Below are 14,968 nucleotides of genomic sequence, written 5' to 3'. Positions count from 1 at the left end.
TTTTGGGAGATGCAGTCCACGCTCGTCTCATTCATCCCATTCGTCTCATTTCAGCAAGTAAGGGAACTTTGGGAACCCCCTCGGGCTGAGCGCCGTGATGCGTGCCTTCGGCCCGCTCAGCCCGCCGTAGCTTCAGAGGGGACGGACTGGCTGGGCCGGCGCGGGAGCGGCCGGTCAGGGTGCGGACGCCGAGGCCGGGGATCGAGATCGTCAGCGATGTCCTGACGTCCGCCACCGCGCCGCTGATCTCGCAGTTCGTCAGTTCGACCCCGTTCGCCTTCGCCAGGGTCGTCGCTCTCGCGCAGGCGCTTTCCGGGTCTACGAGGGCCAGTTCGGCGGCGGCCAGCGCGCTGAGGTCGGCAGCGTCGTACACGCGGTGGCGTGCGACGCGCGCCTCGCCAGCCAGGGCGAAGGCCATGGCCACGGCCATCAGCAAACCCATGAGCGCGACGCCCCAGAGCGTAGCCGAGCCTCGGTCATTACGTGGCATCACAGATCTCCTCAGCGCGCGGCCGTGCCCGGCGCCGTTCTGGCTGCCGCACGAGCGGTCCGCACGCGACGTCAGGATTCGGTTCTCGCTGCCGCATGACCGGTCCGCACGTCAGGCCAGGGGGTCTGGCTGCCGCACGGGGGTCCGCACCGTGAGGTCAGGATTCGGTTCTCGCTGCCGCATGAGCGGTCTGCACGTGAGGTCAGGATTCGGTTCCGGCTGCCTCACGGGCGGTCCGCACCGTGAGGTCAGGATTCGGTGGGTGCGGTGGCGGACGCGGTCACGTGGATCGCGGGCAGGACGGGGCCCCAGGGCGGGCGGACGGCGAGCGAGATGTGCACGGTCGTGTGTTCTGGGGTGCGGTTCACAGTTACCTCTGCATCGGGCCGGGTGGCTGAGCGGGCGAGGTCTCGTACCTGATCGAGACGCTCGCCCCTGGCCGCGGCGCGAGCGGCGGAGCGGGCGGCGTCGACGCATTCGAGGTGGGCTCCGACGGCCTGGATGGCCCACAGCGCCGCCGCGAGGACGACCATGAGTGCGGGGAGCATCGCGGCCGTTTCAGCGGTCACGGAGCCTTTTGACGACCTCCGGCGCGCGTGGCCGGTCATCCCTTGGTGTTGAGCGCCCGGTCTATCAGCGAGGAGAGCATCTCCTGCACTTCGGGACTGCTGACCACCTTGAAGAGCAGAGCGGCGAAGGCGCAGGCGGCGATGGTGCCGACCGCGTACTCGGCGGTGGACATGCCCCTGTCGCGGGCGGCTCCCGCCAGGCGGGCCTGCCTGACGGACCACCAGCGGCGGTGGCGGGTGCGGAGCGACAGGTTCTTGTGGTCCTGCATCGTGCCTCCAGGAAGATCGGGCCGGGGCGACGCCCCGGTGTGCGGGTCCAAGATTCGCTTGGACCGGCATGGACCCAAGGGGCCGAGCGCCGTTCTGTGGATAAGCGAGTACGTGGCGCCGAGGCTGTGGAGGGAGCACCCGTGAACGGAGGCGGGATCGGGTGGACGCGACGTTGGGTGGACGCGAAGGTTGAGCGGACGCGACGTTGGGTGGACGCGAGATTGAGCGGACGCGGAGGTTGAGCGGACGCGGAGGTTGAGCGGACGCGGAGGTTGAGCGGACGCGGGCCCGGTGGACCTGGTGGCATGGTCTCGTCAGCGGACGCGTGCTCGCCGGAACGAAGCGCTCTCGTCAGCGGACGCGAGCCCGGCTGACCCAGCGGTGCTGTCTAGACAGCGGATGCGAGCTCGCTGAAGCCGGTGGAGCACTCTCGTCAGCCGACGCGAGCCCGGTGGAACCGGCGGAGCGCTCTCATCAGCCGACGCGGACTCGCTGGAACCGGCGGAGCGCTCTCGTCAAGGGAGGACGATCGCGGTGGCCAAGCCTGCTACCACGGGGACGATTCCCAAGAGGACGAAGGCCGGGAGGAAGCAGAGGCCCAGGGGTGCCACCGCTTTGACGCCCACACTGCGGGCCGCGGCCACAGAGGCGGCCCTTGACGTTTCGCGGGCGTCGTCCGCCAGGCGGGTCAGGATGTCGGCCACGGGGGCGCCGCTCTGGGACGCTCGGATCATCGCTCGGGCGAGTTGGGCTGTGGCCGGGTCGCGGGACAGGTGGGTCCAGGTCGGCTCGGGGTCGGCGCCGAGTTTGAGCTGGGCGGACACCCAGGTGAGTCTCAGCCCGAGGGGGCCGCCTATCGCCGTGGCGGCGATCTCGGTGGCGGCGCTGGTGGGCTGGCCCGCGAGCAGGCAGGCGGACATGAGGTCGGCGGCGAACGGCAGGTCCGTGGTGATCCGGTTGCGGTCGCGTTCGAGCTCTGGCGGATCTCTGCGGTGGAGGGCCGCCGCGGTGATGGGAGTAGCGAGGAGGGCCGTGACGATGCCGGGGACGCCGCCTACCAGCAGGGCGACGACGACACCCAGGCAGAGCGACGGGACGAGGGTGCGGCTTGAGAGCCGGCGCCCGGTCTGCGCCCTGTCAGTGAGCCAGACGGGCGGAGGTGGGTCGGCGGGACGGGATCCGTTCTGCCGGGGTGAGGGCTCGGGGAGCAGGCGGGCGAGGCGTTGCGCGGGAGTGGTGGGCGAAGTCCAGAGGTAAGCCGCCAGGGCAGTGCAGAGGATGGAGGCGAGCGCGAGCATCGGGTGGTCCTAGCTGTGACGGAGGTCGAAACTTTCCGCAGCGGATGGGTTTTGACGCCTGGCCTTGTAAGGGCGGGTCAGGGGTTCACCGCTTTGGTGGCCATGCGGTGGGTCCACCAGAGGCCGCAGGCGTCCAGGGAGATGCCGGCGGCGAGGCAGAGGAGGCCTGGGAGGCCGCCCAGCAGGAAGGTGAGGGGACGCATGCCCAGGGCGGCGGCCATCAGGAGGCCCAGCGCCGGGAGGATGGCCAGCATCCTGGCTGTCGTGCGAGGGCCGGCCAGTTGGGCGGCGACGTCCTGCCGGTGGGCCTGGGAGGCGCGCAGGGTCGCCGCCACGCGGTCCACGAGGGCGCTCAGGCCGGCGCCGACCGTCACGCTGACGTCCCAGCAGGCGGCGAGGCGGCGCAGGCCCTCGCCGCCCTCCTCCGGGGCGGCCCGGAGCAGGGCGGCGGAGACGTCGCCGCCGTCTCTGGCCGCGGCCGACACGGGGCGGAGGGCGCCGGGGTCCGGCAGGTCGACGGCGTCGAGTGCTCTGGACAGGGCCTCGCCGGGGGTCCGCCCCGCTGACAGCTCGGCGGTCATGGCGTGGCACAGCTCGATCGACGCGCGGCGCCAGGCGTCGGCTCGGCGTGACCTGCTCGGGCGAGCGAACAGGGCCTTCAGGCTGGGCGGGCGCGGCTCGTCGTCGTGGTGGGTGAGCCTGGCCAGACGGAGGGTGGCGGCGTCGGGGCTGGTCCAGAGCCAGACGGCGAGGGCGATGAGGAAGGCGGCTGCCACGGCGGTCATGACGCGGACTCCTCGGGAGAGGGAGCCTGGCCGATGGGGAGAGGGCGAGGGCTCTCGGACGGCGACACTTCTCGCGAGGCCGGAGACGTCGGGTGGTGGCGGGGGCTCCCGGACGGCGGGGCTTCTCGTGAGGGCGGAAGGGGCGGGGAGTCGCCGGTCAAGGTTGTGTAGGCGGGGCCTGGGTGTGCGTGGCCTTCGGGGGTGAAGGTCACGGCGGGGATGGCTCGTACGAGGTCGTCGTCGGTTCTGGTCAGGAGGCGGATCTCGGAGATGCGGCGTCTGCCGTCGGTGCGGCTGCGAGTGAGGTGGATGACGACGTCCAGGGCGGCCGCCAGCTGGCTGTGGACGGCTTGTCTGCTGAGGCCCGCGGCGCAGCCCAGGGCCTCCAGGCGGGGCGGGACGTCGGCGGCCGTGTTGGCGTGGAGGGTGCCGCAGCCGCCCTCGTGGCCCGTGTTGAGGGCCGCGAGGAGGTCGACCACTTCCGCGCCTCTGACCTCGCCGACCACCAGGCGGTCGGGGCGCATGCGCAGGGCCTGGCGGACGAGGTCGCGCAGGCCCACGCCTCCCGCGCCCTCGACGTTGGCGGGTCTGGACTCCAGGCGGACCACGTGCGGGTGGAGCGGGCGGAGCTCGGCGGAGTCCTCGACCAGGAGGAGGCGTTCGCCGGGGTCGGCCAGGGACAGGAGGGCGGAGAGGAGGGTCGTCTTCCCCGTGCCGGTGCCGCCCGAGATCAGGAAGGCTCTCCTGGTGGTGACCAAGGTGGTGAGGATCGGGACGGCGGCAGGGGTGATGGTCCCCGCCGCCACCAGGTCGGGCAGGGTGAACGTGCGGCGGGGCGGCAGGCGCAGCGAGACGCAGGTGCCTCCCGAGGCGATCGGGGGGAGGATCGCGTGGAGGCGGACGCCTCCGGCGAGGCGGGCGTCCACGTACGGGGAGGCGTCGTCGAGGCGGCGGCCCGCCGCGGCGGCCAGGCGCTGGGCGAGCCTGCGGACCGCGGCGTCGTCGGTGAAGGTGACGGGGGTGAGGCGCAGGCCCCTGCCGTCGTCGACCCATACCTCGCGGGGGCCGTTGACCAGGACGTCCGTCACTTCGGGCGCGGCCAGGAGCGGCTCCAGCGGGCCCGCGCCGATGAGGTCGGCGCAGAGGGCCCGGGCGACGGCGAGGATCTCGGCGTCGCCGTAGACCGCCCTCTCGGCGCGGAGTGCCACGGCCACCTGGGCGGCCGTGGGTTCGGCCCCCGCTCTGGCGAGGCGTACGCGGACGGCTTCCACGAGCTCGGGGGTTACCTGCACGGTGGTCTCGATTCGGGTGGGATCGCGGGCGGCGGCCGAAGGGGTCACGCCGGGAGGAGGTCGTGGAGGAGCGTCGTGCAGAGGGCGCCGAGGGTGGTGCGGGGGCCCAGTCTGGGGAGTTCGCCGCGGTTGAGCGTGGCCGTCAGGCGGGGGTGGTCGGGCAGGTGGGCGGCGGCGGGGATGGACAGGGAGGCCGCCGCCGCGTCGGCGTCGAGGACGCCGGGGCGGATGACGGCGCGGATGTCGGAGGTGTGCTCGGCCGCCTGCCGCAGGACCTGGGCGGCGGACAGGACCCCGCGGACGTCGGCCGTGACCACCAGGAGGGTGGTGGTGGCCCTGCCCAGGGCTTCGGCGGCGGCCGCGTCGAGGTGGCGGGGAAGGTCGACGATCACCAGGTCGAAGCCCCGGCGGCCGGCTTCGAGGACCGAGCGCATGGCCTCCCTGGGGATGGGGCGGACCTCGCCCCGGTGGAAGGACAGGACCGCGAGGTCGCCGAAGCAGGGAAGGGCTCCTTGGAGGGCCGAGGAGCTGATGCGGCCCTGCCTGGCCACCAGGTCGGCCCAGCGGGCCCCCTGCGTCTCCTCCTGGCCCAGAAGGGCGTCCAGGCCACCGCCCAGTGGGTCGGCGTCGACCAGGAGGGTGCGGAGGCGGTCGCCGGAGGCTCTGAGCGCCAGGCACGCCGACAGGACGCTGGCGCCCGCGCCGCCCCGGCCGCCGATGACGCAGAGGACCGCCCCAGACCGCGGGTGGGGCTCCATGGCGTCGGCGAACTCCTCGACCAGGCGGCGCTCCTCGTCGGGGAGGGGCACGACGGCCTGGGCGCCGACCGAGACGCAGCGGCGCCAGGTGTCGGGGTCGTCGGGGGCGCGGGTGACGAGGAGCACGCGGTCTCTGGCGGGAGGGGCGCAGGCGGCGACGGCGTCGGCGAGGTCGGCGCCGACGACCACCAGCGGGGCGAGGCTCCAGAACGGGCGGGCGTGGGCCGGCGCGTGGGCCACGTCGATCTGGGCGCCGGCCGCGGCGGCGACGCGGACCAGGTCGTCGAGCAGGTCGCGGTCCTCGGTGATGACCAGTGGGCGATTCATCGGACTCCCTCGGGGTCGGGGAGGTCCGACCATGCCCGGGACGAGGCCGGGCGCGGGGAGGCGAACGCGGTTCTGGGGATGACGCCGCAGGCCGTGCACAGGCTGTGGACGACGGCTACGGGCGAAGTCCGGAAATGGGGCGACCCCCGCCGGGGGGGAGAGCGGGGGTCGCCTGTTCGGTCCGGCTCCGGGGGGGTAGAGCCGGTCCCGTTTCAGAAGAAAGCTTTCATCACTTCACCGGAGCATGGCAAGGGACTTGGAAACCCAACCCATGCGCAGTCACTCCAGTTTCTGGTGATACCACCGTATGCTGCCCGATCCACTCGAGTTTCGTCGAGGCGCAATCTGGTATTTCCGCCAAGTTTTTTCATAATCGCATAACGATCACATAAAGCCGATCACGGACAGTGATCATCACGGCTTGATAACCACGCCCCGTACCGCGACGCCGATCCGCCACACCGGACACGCGGCCAACCTCCGGTAAAGGTCTTGCTCCCGGGGGTTCCCATCAGGGCTGATCCGTCATAGAAAGGTGTCACGGACCAGTGGTCCGGGTGCGTCAACCGGGTACCCACGCGCGACCAGCCGCGGGAGGCGCGTCGTGACGGGCTTGACCCGCTCCGACGAATTGAGGTGCACGCTTGGTAACCCGGCGTGATGCACCGGCGGACGGCGTCTCTTGACAGAGGCGCCGTCAGCTACGTTTCTCAGCCTCTTTGCATGGCTTCGCAGATGGCGACCGCTTCCCGCACCCCCAGGCTTACCGCAGAGGCACATTGCTGTATCCACTGGGCCACGCCCTCGGGTGTGCCGCTCAGATAGGCCCGCAAGCCCTCGGCGTACGGCAGCTCCAGATGCCCCACCTCGACGGCCACCAGCGACTTGGGGTCGAGCCCGTACTCCACCAGCGTGAGCCGCTCGGCGGCGCGCGCCACGACGCCGTCGGCCGTGCCGAAGGGCCGCAGCACCGCCAGCTCGGCGTGCATGACGGCGGCCAGCACCAGCGCCGGGGCGGCCTTGGTGGCGCCGTCCATCAGCCAGATCAGGCGCTCCATCCGGGCCGCGGTCTCCTCGGCGGACGGCGCCGCGCCCAGGCCGAGCGGGTCGGGAGCGGCGTCGGCGGTCCGGGGCCGGCCCAACGCCTCCTGGCCGGTCAGTCCGGCCGCGGCGACGGTGTGCAGGCGGGCCAGCACCTGCCTGGGGGCCTTGCGCCAGGTCGGCCCGAGGCGGCCCAGCTCCGCGGAGGCGCGCAGCGCCCCCTGCACGACCGGGTCGTGCGCCTCGTCCCTGCGCAGCGCGTCGAGCGGGACGTCCGCGCCCTCGATCGCGGCGGACGCGCGGGCGCCGCGCAGCGACGACTCGGTGGACACGGCCGGGCTCGCCCGGCGCAGGACGCGGTGGCGGTAGAGCCGGTCGACGGCCTCCCGTGCGGCGTCGACCGCTTCGGACACGCCGGGAAGCCGCGCGAGGGCGGCCAATGGGTCACTCACGGATATCGACCATACCCGCGGGTAGAGGATCACTCTCGCGGGGCCCATAAAGCCGCCTCCAATTGGCGCGCTCCAAGGGAGACATTTCAGGATGACAACGTTTCAATAGCTTTTGTCATTCAAATCGGCAAGCTGTCGACTTCCTGCGCCGAACGGTACAGACCTGTCTAGACCTCTTGTGTGGGGGTGCTGTGACCTGGTGAAGTGGGACATGACCTACCCGATCTGGCCCTAGAAGGAGCGCGAAGGTGGCCCCGGAGACCCCTGGCAAAGAGACCCAGGCCCTGTCCAACTTGCTGCAGGAGAACCGCCGGTTCGCGCCACCGGCCGAGCTGGCGGCGGCCGCGAACGTCACCGCCGCCGCTTACGCCGAGGCGGACGCGGATCGCCTCGGCTTCTGGGAGCGTGTCGCCGAACGGCTGACCTGGGCCAAACGCTGGGACACCACGCTCGAGTGGAACGCGCCCTTCGCGAAGTGGTTCGTCGGCGGCGAGCTGAACGTCGCCTACAACTGCGTCGACCGGCACGTCGAGGCCGGCCACGGCGACAAGGTCGCCTACTACTGGGAGGGCGAGCCCGAGGACGACTCCCGGGTGATCACCTACGCCGAGCTGCAGGACGAGGTCTGCAAGGCCGCCAACGCCCTGCGCGAGCTGGGTGTGGGCAAGGGCGACCGGGTGGCCGTCTACCTGCCGATGATCCCCGAGCTGCCGATCACCATGCTGGCCTGCGCGCGCATCGGCGCCGTCCACTCGGTGGTCTTCGGCGGCTTCTCCTCGGCGGCGCTGAAGAGCCGCATCCACGACGCCGACGCCAAGCTGGTCGTCACCGCCGACGGCGGCTACCGCCGCGGCGCCCCGTCGGCGCTCAAGCCGACCGTGGACGAGGCCGTCGCCGAGAGCCCTCAGGTGGAGAAGGTCCTGGTGGTCCGGCGCACCGGACAGGACGTCGCGTTCGGCGACAAGGACCTGTGGTGGCACGACGTCGTCGACCGCCAGAGCACCGAGCACACCGCCGAGCCGCACGGCGCCGAGGACCCCCTCTACATCCTCTACACCAGCGGGACCACCGGCAGGCCGAAGGGCATCCTGCACACCACCGGCGGCTACCTGGCCCAGACGGCCTGGACGCACGACGCGGTCTTCGACCTGAAGCCCGAGACCGACATCTACTGGTGCACCGCCGACATCGGCTGGGTGACCGGCCACTCCTACATCGTGTACGGCCCGCTGGCCAACGGCGCGACGAGCGTGATCTACGAGGGCACGCCCGACACCCCCCACCGCGGGCGGTTCTGGGAGATCGTGCAGAAGTACAAGATCTCGATTCTCTACACCGCGCCCACGGCCATCCGCACGTTCATGAAGTGGGGCGACGACATCCCCGCCAAGTTCGACATGTCGAGCCTGCGCGTCCTGGGCTCGGTGGGCGAGCCGATCAACCCTGAGGCGTACGTCTGGTACCGCGCGAACATCGGCGGCGACCGCTGCCCGGTGGTCGACACCTGGTGGCAGACCGAGACGGGCGCCATCATGATCAGCCCGCTGCCCGGCGTGACCCACGCCAAGCCGGGCGCGGCCATGCGCCCGCTGCCCGGCATCGTCGCCGACGTGGTCGACGACCAGGGCAACAGCGTGCCCGACGGCGGCGGCGGGTTCCTCGTCATCCGCGAGCCGTGGCCGGCCATGCTCCGCACGATCTGGGGCGACGACCAGCGCTACATCGACACGTACTGGTCGAGGTTCGACGGGATGTACTTCCCCGGCGACGGCGCCAAGAAGGACGAGGACGGCGACCTGTGGCTGCTGGGCCGGGTCGACGACGTCATGCTCGTCTCCGGCCACAACATCTCCACCACCGAGGTGGAGAGCGCGCTGGTCAGCCACCCGAAGGTGGCCGAGGCGGCGGTCGTGGGCGCCACCGACCCGGTGACCGGCCAGGCCATCGTGTCGTTCGTCATCCTGCGCGGCACGGTCGAGGAGAGCGACGACATCGCGGCCGAGCTGCGCGCGCACGTGGCCAAGACGCTGGGCCCGATCGCCAAGCCCCGCCAGATCCTGGTGGTGCCCGAGCTGCCCAAGACCCGGTCCGGCAAGATCATGCGGCGGCTGCTGCGCGACGTGGCGGAGAACCGGAGCATCGGTGACGTCACGACGCTGGCCGACAGCACGGTGATGAACCTGATCTCGGAGAAGCTCCCGTCGGCCAAGGCCGAAGACTAGAAGCCCTCGTACGCGACCCCCTGCCCTGGATCATCCGGGCGGGGGGTCGCTCGTGTGCCGGACCGGCTCGGCGCTATGTTCTCGGATCGGGTAGATCTGGGAGTGATTGCGGGGCGCGTGGTGGGCAGGTTCCTGGGATGTTCGGCCGGGGCGGCGAGGCAGTCAGGCGGGCTCCACGGGTGGGACGCGGCGGTGGGGCCGGGTCCCATACGGTATGCGGGCGTCGCATCCCGCTGACGATGATTGACACGGCCATCAGGCCTCGATAGGAGACGTTCATGCCGCAGACTCCCGAGGAAGAATCGCTGGGCTCGCTCGTCGCCCAGGCGAGCGATCACATCTCGACTCTGGTCCGTTCGGAGATCGAGCTGGCCAAGGCCGAGTTCAGGTTCGACGCCAAGCGGGTCGGCACGGCCGGGGGCCTGTTCGCCGCCGCCGCCTTCATGGCCCACCTGTGCCTGATCCTCGCCTCCTTCGCGATCGCCTTCGTGCTCGCTCAGTGGATGCCGACGTGGGTGGCCTTCCTCGCCGTGACCGTCTTCTACCTGCTTGTCGCGGCTTTGCTGGTCTACGTCGGAATCCGCAAGCTGAAGGGGCTGGCCGGGATGAAGCGGACCGCCCGGTCGCTGAAGGGCCTCAAGGAGATCGCCCATCCGGATGAGGTCCCGGTGGCGGACGATCGACCGGTCCCGGTCAAGAGGCCGGTGACACCCGGTGGCGTCTGACGAGGCCGTCGTCCAGATCGAAGGCCCTTGGACGCACCGCACGGTGCACGCGGGGGGCACGCGGTTCCACGTCGTGGAGGCCGGCGACGGCCCGCTGGTGCTGCTGCTGCACGGCTTCCCGCAGTTCTGGTGGACGTGGCGGCACCAGCTCAGGTCGCTGCCCGAGGCGGGCTTCCGCGCGGTCGCGGTCGACCTGCGCGGCTACGGCGGCAGCGACAAGCCGCCGCGCGGCTACGACCTGCCGACGCTGGCCGCCGACGCGACCGGGCTGATCAAGGCGCTCGGCGAGACCGGCGCGATCGTGGTCGGCCACGACTGGGGCGGGCTGCTGGCCTGGACGATGGCCGTGCTCGACCCCAAATGCGTGCACCGGCTGGTGACGGTGTCCGCCCCGCATCCCCTGCGGCTGCGCAACGCGCTGCTGACCGACCCGTTCGGCCAGCTCAAGGCGAGCCGGCGGGCGTTCGGCTTCCAGCTTCCGCTGCTGCCCGAGCGCAGGCTGACCAGGCGCGGCGGCGCGCTGGTGGGCAGGCTGCTCGACGACTGGTCCGGGCCCGGGTGGCCGGACCAGGAGACCTCGCGTACGTATCGCGAGGCGTTCACGATCCCGGCCGTGTCCCACTGCGCGCTGGAGTATCACCGGTGGTTCGGCCGCTCGCAGCTCCGCCCCGACGGGCGGCGGTACGCCAGGGCCATGCGGACCGAGGTCGAGGCGCCGACGTTGCAGCTGCACGGGGCGCTCGACACCTGCACGCTGCCGCGCACCGCGCAGGGGTCGGGCCGCTACGTGGCCGCCCCGTACCGGTGGCGGCTGTTCGAGGGGGCGGGCCACTTCCCGCACGAGGAGATTCCCGACGTGTTCGACACCGAGCTGCTCGGCTGGCTCGACGACCCGGAGCCCGACCGATGAGAGACCGAGATCCGGAGGGCCGCCCGCGCAACGCCCGCCCGCGTGACGCGTTCGGCCGGCCGCTGCCGTACGGCTCGGAGGGCATGCCGAGGGTGCCCGACGACTACGCGCCCACCACCGGGCAGGCGGTCGCCGACGGCCGCCGGTTCCTGGAGGAGGGCCTGCCGTTCAGCGCGCACGAGGTGTTCGAGGGGCGCTGGAAGTGCGCCCCCGAGGAGGAGCGCGAGCTGTGGCAGGGCCTCGCGCAGATCTGCGTGGGCCTGACCCACCTGCAGCGCGGCAACGCGCGGGGCGCGCTGACGCTGTTCGCCCGCGGCGCGGCCCGGGTGCAGTCGTACGGCGACCCGTACGACGCGGTGGGCAGGGCGGCGTCCGGCCTGCACGACGACAGCGACGCCGCCGAGGCGGTCGCGCTGATCCTGGCCGAGCTGCCGGAGCCGGACGACCTGACCTAGTCGCACTGCTGGGTGTCGGCGGGGCTGGTGTCGTTCTTGCCCTGCTCGGCGTCCGGGCGGACCTCGTCGGCGGTCAGCGCGTAGCCGGTCTCCTCCTGGCTGACCGCGGCCGCGAAGATCACCCCGTACACCCGGCCGTCGACCGAGAGCAGCGGGCCGCCGGAGTTGCCGGGCAGCACCAGGCCGCGGATCGCGTACACCGAGCGGGTGACGTTGGTGTCGCGGTAGATGTCGGGGCTCTCGGCGTTGTTGATGCGGCTGCGGATGCGGGCCGGCTCGGCGGAGAAGCCCTGGCCCTTCGGGAAGCCGGCGATGATCGCGTTGTCGCCCTTCTCGGCCTCGCCGTTGAAGGCCAGCGCCGGGAGGTCGAGCCCCGGGACGCGCAGGACGGCGATGTCGCGGCGCGGGTTGTAGCGGACCACGGTGGCGGCGTGACGCCGGCCGCTGTGGTCGACGATCTGCAGGTCGCGGGTCACCCCGGCGACCACGTGGGCGTTGGTCATGATGCGGTCGCGGGCGTAGACGAAGCCGGTGCCCTCGATGTGCTTGTTGCAGCTCTCGGCGTTGCCCTGCACCTTGACGATGGCGCGGGTGGCCCGCTCCAGCTTGGCGCCCTTGAGGATGCTGCGGGGGGCCGGTTCGACGTCCACGAGCTGGCCCGCGCCGATCGCGTCGAACACCGGCGGGAACTCGGAGCGGTCGATGAACTTCTTGAACGGCTGCTGCCAGTTGCGCGCGGCCTGCGGGATCGCCTGGTCGACGGTGGTGAGCAGCAACGACCCTTTGACCTGGTCGACCAGCGGGGTGAACGAGGTCGAGACGATCAGCGACCCGATCAGCCACGCGATCACCAGGACCGACAGCGCGCTGGCGAACGTGCCCCCGACCGCGTCGGCCACCTTGGCGGGCTCCCACGTGACGTGCGAGCGCACCACGGCCCCGATGGTCGAGGAGGCGAACTGTCCGATCGTCGCGGCCAGGAAGACGATCACGATGGCGAGCAGCGCCTGCGGCGTGTCGCCGTCGACGACGGTTCGGGAGATCGGCGGCGCGATGAACACCCCCAGGACGGCCCCGCCCACGAACCCGACGAAGCTCATCACCCCGATGATGAAGCCCTGCCGGTATCCCGAGATCCCGAAAGCGATCACGAGGCCGATCAATATGAGGTCAAGCAGATCACCGCGCACGCTTCAAAGCTAACCAGGGTCTGGGTCAAGTGTGCATGTCTTCTGCCAGGACCGCCCGCGGCCCGTGGCTAACGTGATCCGCATGCCGCCGTTCGAGGGAACAGTTCGTGGTCTCATCGAGGCAGCTCTGCGCGACACCGACCCGGACGGGCCGGTGCGCTGGCAGGTGATCAGCCGGCTGCGGGAGCGCGGCGATCTGGAGTGCTTCATCGAGGCCCGGCGGCTGTGCGCCGCCGACGGGACCGCCGAGCGGCTGCTGGGCGTCGACATCCTGGGCCTGCTGGGGGCGTACGTGGACCGCGCGCTGCCGATCCTGCGCTATCTGGCGGCCAGCGAGGACGACGCGGTGGTGCTGTACTCGGTGCTGATCGCCTTCGGTCATCTCGGGGACCCGCGCTCGCTGCCGTCGGTGATCGACCTGGCCGCCCATCGCGACCCGCGGGTGAGGTACGGGGCGGCCTACGCGCTGCAGCACGTGCTGGGCGACCCACCCGACCGTACGGGGCTGGCCGCGTTGCGTTCGCTGACCCTGGACGCCGACGCCGACGTGGCCGGCTGGGCCTCGCTCGGCGTGGCGCTAGCCACGGGCCGCGAGCTGTAGCACCTCGGGCGGGATCTCCTCCACCCGGTCGCGGTCCCACGGCAGCTCCATCGCGCCCTCGCGCAGCAGCCCGTCGAGCACCGCCGCGGTGAACCCCCACACGAGCATCCCGCGCACCCGGAAGGCCGGCCCGGCGAGCCCGGCCCGGTGGCGCAGCATGAGGCGGTTGGCCGGGTCGGTCAGCTCGGTCACCGGCACCCGCTCGACGGAGTCGACCTCGTCGGGCGAGGCGGCGTGCACCGCGCACGGGTCGTGCCACCAGCCGAGCACGGGGGTGACCCGGTTGTCGCTGTGGGAGAGGTAGAGCTCGGGCATGGTGCCGAGGACGGTGACGCCGCGCGGGTCGAGGCCGGTCTCCTCCTCGGCCTCGCGCAGCGCCGCGCCGATCGGCCCGTCGTCCTCGGGGTCGACGCCGCCGCCGGGGAACGCCGGCTGGCCGGGGTGGCGCCGTCCGCGCGTGCTGCGCTGGATCAGCAGCACGTCGGGGCCGTAGGGGCCGTCGCCGAACAGCGCCAGCACCGCCGCCCTGCGTCCGCCCCGCACGGGCGGGCGCAGCCCCGGGGGGACACGGGTCTGTACGGCGTTCGCGGCGAGCTGGTCAAGCCAGTGGGGCACCTCGGTCACGACTTCTCCAACACCGCGGGGATCACCGAACTTCCCCGCTCAGGAGAAGGGACCGGAACGCACCAGTTTGCGCGCCTCCTCGACGGCGGTCGGGCCGGTGCCGTACGAGGGACAGAGCGCCGCCAGCGGGCAGACGCCGCACGCGGGCCTGCGGGCGTGGCAGATGCGGCGGCCGTGCCAGATGATCCGATGGGAGAAGACGGTCCACTCGCGCTTGGGGATGAGCTCGCCGACCACCTGCTCGATCTTGACCGGGTCGGCCTCCTCGGTCCAGCCGAAGCGGCGCACCAGCCGCTGGAAGTGGGTGTCGACGGTCAGCCCCGGCACCCCGAAGGCGTTGCCGAGCACCACGTTGGCGGTCTTGCGGCCGACGCCGGGCAGCGAGACGAGATCGTCCATCTTGCGCGGCACCTCGCCGCCGAAGCGGTCGCGCAGCCCCTTGGCCAGCCCGATCAGCGAGCGGGTCTTCGCCCGGAAGAACCCGGTCGGCTTGATGATCGTTTCGAGGTCCTCAGGGTCGGCGGCGGCCATGTCGTCGGGCGTCGGATACTTGGCGAACAGCGCGGGCGTGGTCAGGTTGACCCGCACGTCGGTGGTCTGCGCCGACAGCACGGTGGCGACCAGCAGCTCGAACGAGTTGGTGAAGTCGAGCTCGCAGTGAGCGTCGGGGTAGGTGTCCGCGAGGATCCGGTTCATCTTCCTGGCCCGCCGCACCAGCCCCAGCCGGGTCTCCGGCTTGCGTCCGCGGGCGCCCGCCACGTTCGTCGCCATGCCGCAAGGGTATGGCCACCCGCCGCTTCCCGGGACATGACGCTTTCTTTCCGCGTACGAGGAGAGCCGGCCATGAGAAGGAAGATCATAAATCCCCTCTTCGGGGGATTGGGCCGTTTTTAACGGTGTATGTAACGGACTGGAGGGCTCTGAGCGGGGGATGAGTAAGCATGTTGACGGTTTTGTTC

16 protein-coding genes are annotated in these 14,968 nt (G+C 71.7%); 5 read left to right on the top strand and 11 right to left on the bottom strand.

Annotated features, from left to right (window positions below; all coding sequences use genetic code 11):
* Positions 1–31: 31 nt before the first annotated feature.
* From ACIBF7_RS07160 to ACIBF7_RS07125, 8 genes are all read right to left on the bottom strand, one after another.
* Positions 32–490, bottom strand: a complete 459-nt coding sequence (locus ACIBF7_RS07160) for an Rv3654c family TadE-like protein (protein ID WP_271276114.1) — start codon at positions 488–490, stop codon at positions 32–34.
* Positions 491–738: 248 nt separating this feature from the next.
* Complete coding sequence (locus ACIBF7_RS07155) at positions 739–1,059, bottom strand: TadE family type IV pilus minor pilin (protein WP_397196645.1); 321 nt, start codon at positions 1,057–1,059, stop codon at positions 739–741.
* Between the two features lie 35 nt (positions 1,060–1,094).
* Positions 1,095–1,328, bottom strand: a complete 234-nt coding sequence (locus ACIBF7_RS07150) for a DUF4244 domain-containing protein (protein WP_148036299.1) — start codon at positions 1,326–1,328, stop codon at positions 1,095–1,097.
* Positions 1,329–1,844: 516 nt separating this feature from the next.
* Positions 1,845–2,627 (bottom strand): type II secretion system F family protein, encoded by a 783-nt coding sequence (locus tag ACIBF7_RS07145; protein WP_397196644.1) that lies wholly within the window; start codon positions 2,625–2,627, stop codon positions 1,845–1,847.
* 77 nt (positions 2,628–2,704) lie between these two features.
* Positions 2,705–3,412 (bottom strand): type II secretion system F family protein, encoded by a 708-nt coding sequence (locus ACIBF7_RS07140; protein ID WP_397196643.1) that lies wholly within the window; start codon positions 3,410–3,412, stop codon positions 2,705–2,707.
* Positions 3,409–4,716, bottom strand: a complete 1,308-nt coding sequence (locus ACIBF7_RS07135; RefSeq protein ID WP_397196710.1) for a TadA family conjugal transfer-associated ATPase — start codon at positions 4,714–4,716, stop codon at positions 3,409–3,411. The genes ACIBF7_RS07140 and ACIBF7_RS07135 overlap by 4 nt, the downstream gene beginning before the upstream one ends.
* Positions 4,717–4,748: 32 nt before the next feature.
* Positions 4,749–5,789: a septum site-determining protein Ssd gene (ssd, locus tag ACIBF7_RS07130; protein ID WP_271276110.1), complete on the bottom strand. Its 1,041-nt coding sequence runs from the start codon at positions 5,787–5,789 to the stop codon at positions 4,749–4,751.
* A gap of 710 nt (positions 5,790–6,499) precedes the next feature.
* On the bottom strand, positions 6,500–7,282 hold the full coding sequence (locus ACIBF7_RS07125; protein WP_397196642.1) for an oxidoreductase: 783 nt from the start codon (positions 7,280–7,282) through the stop codon (positions 6,500–6,502).
* A gap of 248 nt (positions 7,283–7,530) precedes the next feature.
* On the opposite strand from ACIBF7_RS07125, the gene acs reads away from it, so the two are divergent.
* From acs to ACIBF7_RS07105, 4 genes are all read left to right on the top strand, one after another.
* The gene (gene acs, locus ACIBF7_RS07120) at positions 7,531–9,504 is read left to right on the top strand and encodes an acetate--CoA ligase (protein ID WP_364231663.1); all 1,974 of its coding nucleotides are present in this window, start codon (positions 7,531–7,533) and stop codon (positions 9,502–9,504) included.
* A 278-nt stretch (positions 9,505–9,782) separates the two neighbouring features.
* Positions 9,783–10,229 (top strand): phage holin family protein, encoded by a 447-nt coding sequence (locus ACIBF7_RS07115; RefSeq protein ID WP_271276107.1) that lies wholly within the window; start codon positions 9,783–9,785, stop codon positions 10,227–10,229.
* Positions 10,219–11,139 carry an alpha/beta fold hydrolase gene (locus ACIBF7_RS07110; RefSeq protein WP_219544805.1) on the top strand — a complete coding sequence of 307 codons (921 nt, stop codon included), beginning with the start codon at positions 10,219–10,221 and terminating at the stop codon, positions 11,137–11,139. The genes ACIBF7_RS07115 and ACIBF7_RS07110 overlap by 11 nt, the downstream gene beginning before the upstream one ends.
* Entirely contained in the window at positions 11,136–11,594 is a 459-nt protein-coding gene (locus ACIBF7_RS07105; RefSeq protein ID WP_271276106.1) for a DUF309 domain-containing protein, read from the top strand. Before ACIBF7_RS07110 ends, ACIBF7_RS07105 begins: the two co-directional genes overlap by 4 nt.
* On the opposite strand, the gene ACIBF7_RS07100 is transcribed toward ACIBF7_RS07105, so the two are convergent.
* Entirely contained in the window at positions 11,591–12,784 is a 1,194-nt protein-coding gene (locus ACIBF7_RS07100) for a MarP family serine protease (protein WP_148036290.1), read from the bottom strand. The genes ACIBF7_RS07105 and ACIBF7_RS07100 overlap by 4 nt on opposite strands.
* An 82-nt stretch (positions 12,785–12,866) precedes the next feature.
* Between ACIBF7_RS07100 and ACIBF7_RS07095 the strand changes: the two genes are divergently transcribed.
* Positions 12,867–13,385, top strand: coding sequence for a HEAT repeat domain-containing protein (locus ACIBF7_RS07095; protein WP_219544804.1), 519 nt, complete (start codon positions 12,867–12,869; stop codon positions 13,383–13,385).
* Here ACIBF7_RS07095 and ACIBF7_RS07090 read toward each other — a convergent pair.
* Both ACIBF7_RS07090 and nth read right to left on the bottom strand, forming a co-directional pair.
* A complete protein-coding gene (locus ACIBF7_RS07090; protein ID WP_271276105.1) occupies positions 13,362–14,009 on the bottom strand; it encodes a CoA pyrophosphatase in 648 nt (215 codons plus the stop codon). The two genes, ACIBF7_RS07095 and ACIBF7_RS07090, sit on opposite strands and share 24 nt — an antisense overlap.
* Positions 14,010–14,048: 39 nt before the next feature.
* Positions 14,049–14,780: an endonuclease III gene (nth, locus tag ACIBF7_RS07085; RefSeq protein WP_148036287.1), complete on the bottom strand. Its 732-nt coding sequence runs from the start codon at positions 14,778–14,780 to the stop codon at positions 14,049–14,051.
* Between the last annotated feature and the right edge of the window lie 188 nt (positions 14,781–14,968).

The sequence above is a fragment of the Nonomuraea sp. NPDC050478 genome (assembly GCF_044458265.1).
In the GTDB taxonomy this organism is placed as follows: domain Bacteria; phylum Actinomycetota; class Actinomycetes; order Streptosporangiales; family Streptosporangiaceae; genus Nonomuraea; species Nonomuraea ferruginea.
The sequence above is the reverse complement of the archived record's forward strand: the minus strand, read 5'-3'. Positions and strand labels throughout refer to the sequence as shown.

Coding starts and splice junctions, on each gene's coding strand:
- ACIBF7_RS07160 (WP_271276114.1), bottom strand. CDS start 490: ATGCCACGTAATGACCGAGGCTCGGCTACGCTCTGGGGCGTCGCGCTC.
- ACIBF7_RS07150 (WP_148036299.1), bottom strand. CDS start 1,328: ATGCAGGACCACAAGAACCTGTCGCTCCGCACCCGCCACCGCCGCTGG.
- ACIBF7_RS07145 (WP_397196644.1), bottom strand. CDS start 2,627: ATGCTCGCGCTCGCCTCCATCCTCTGCACTGCCCTGGCGGCTTACCTC.
- ACIBF7_RS07140 (WP_397196643.1), bottom strand. CDS start 3,412: ATGACCGCCGTGGCAGCCGCCTTCCTCATCGCCCTCGCCGTCTGGCTC.
- ssd (WP_271276110.1), bottom strand. CDS start 5,789: ATGAATCGCCCACTGGTCATCACCGAGGACCGCGACCTGCTCGACGAC.
- ACIBF7_RS07115 (WP_271276107.1), top strand. CDS start 9,783: ATGCCGCAGACTCCCGAGGAAGAATCGCTGGGCTCGCTCGTCGCCCAG.
- ACIBF7_RS07105 (WP_271276106.1), top strand. CDS start 11,136: ATGAGAGACCGAGATCCGGAGGGCCGCCCGCGCAACGCCCGCCCGCGT.
- ACIBF7_RS07095 (WP_219544804.1), top strand. CDS start 12,867: ATGCCGCCGTTCGAGGGAACAGTTCGTGGTCTCATCGAGGCAGCTCTG.
- nth (WP_148036287.1), bottom strand. CDS start 14,780: ATGGCGACGAACGTGGCGGGCGCCCGCGGACGCAAGCCGGAGACCCGG.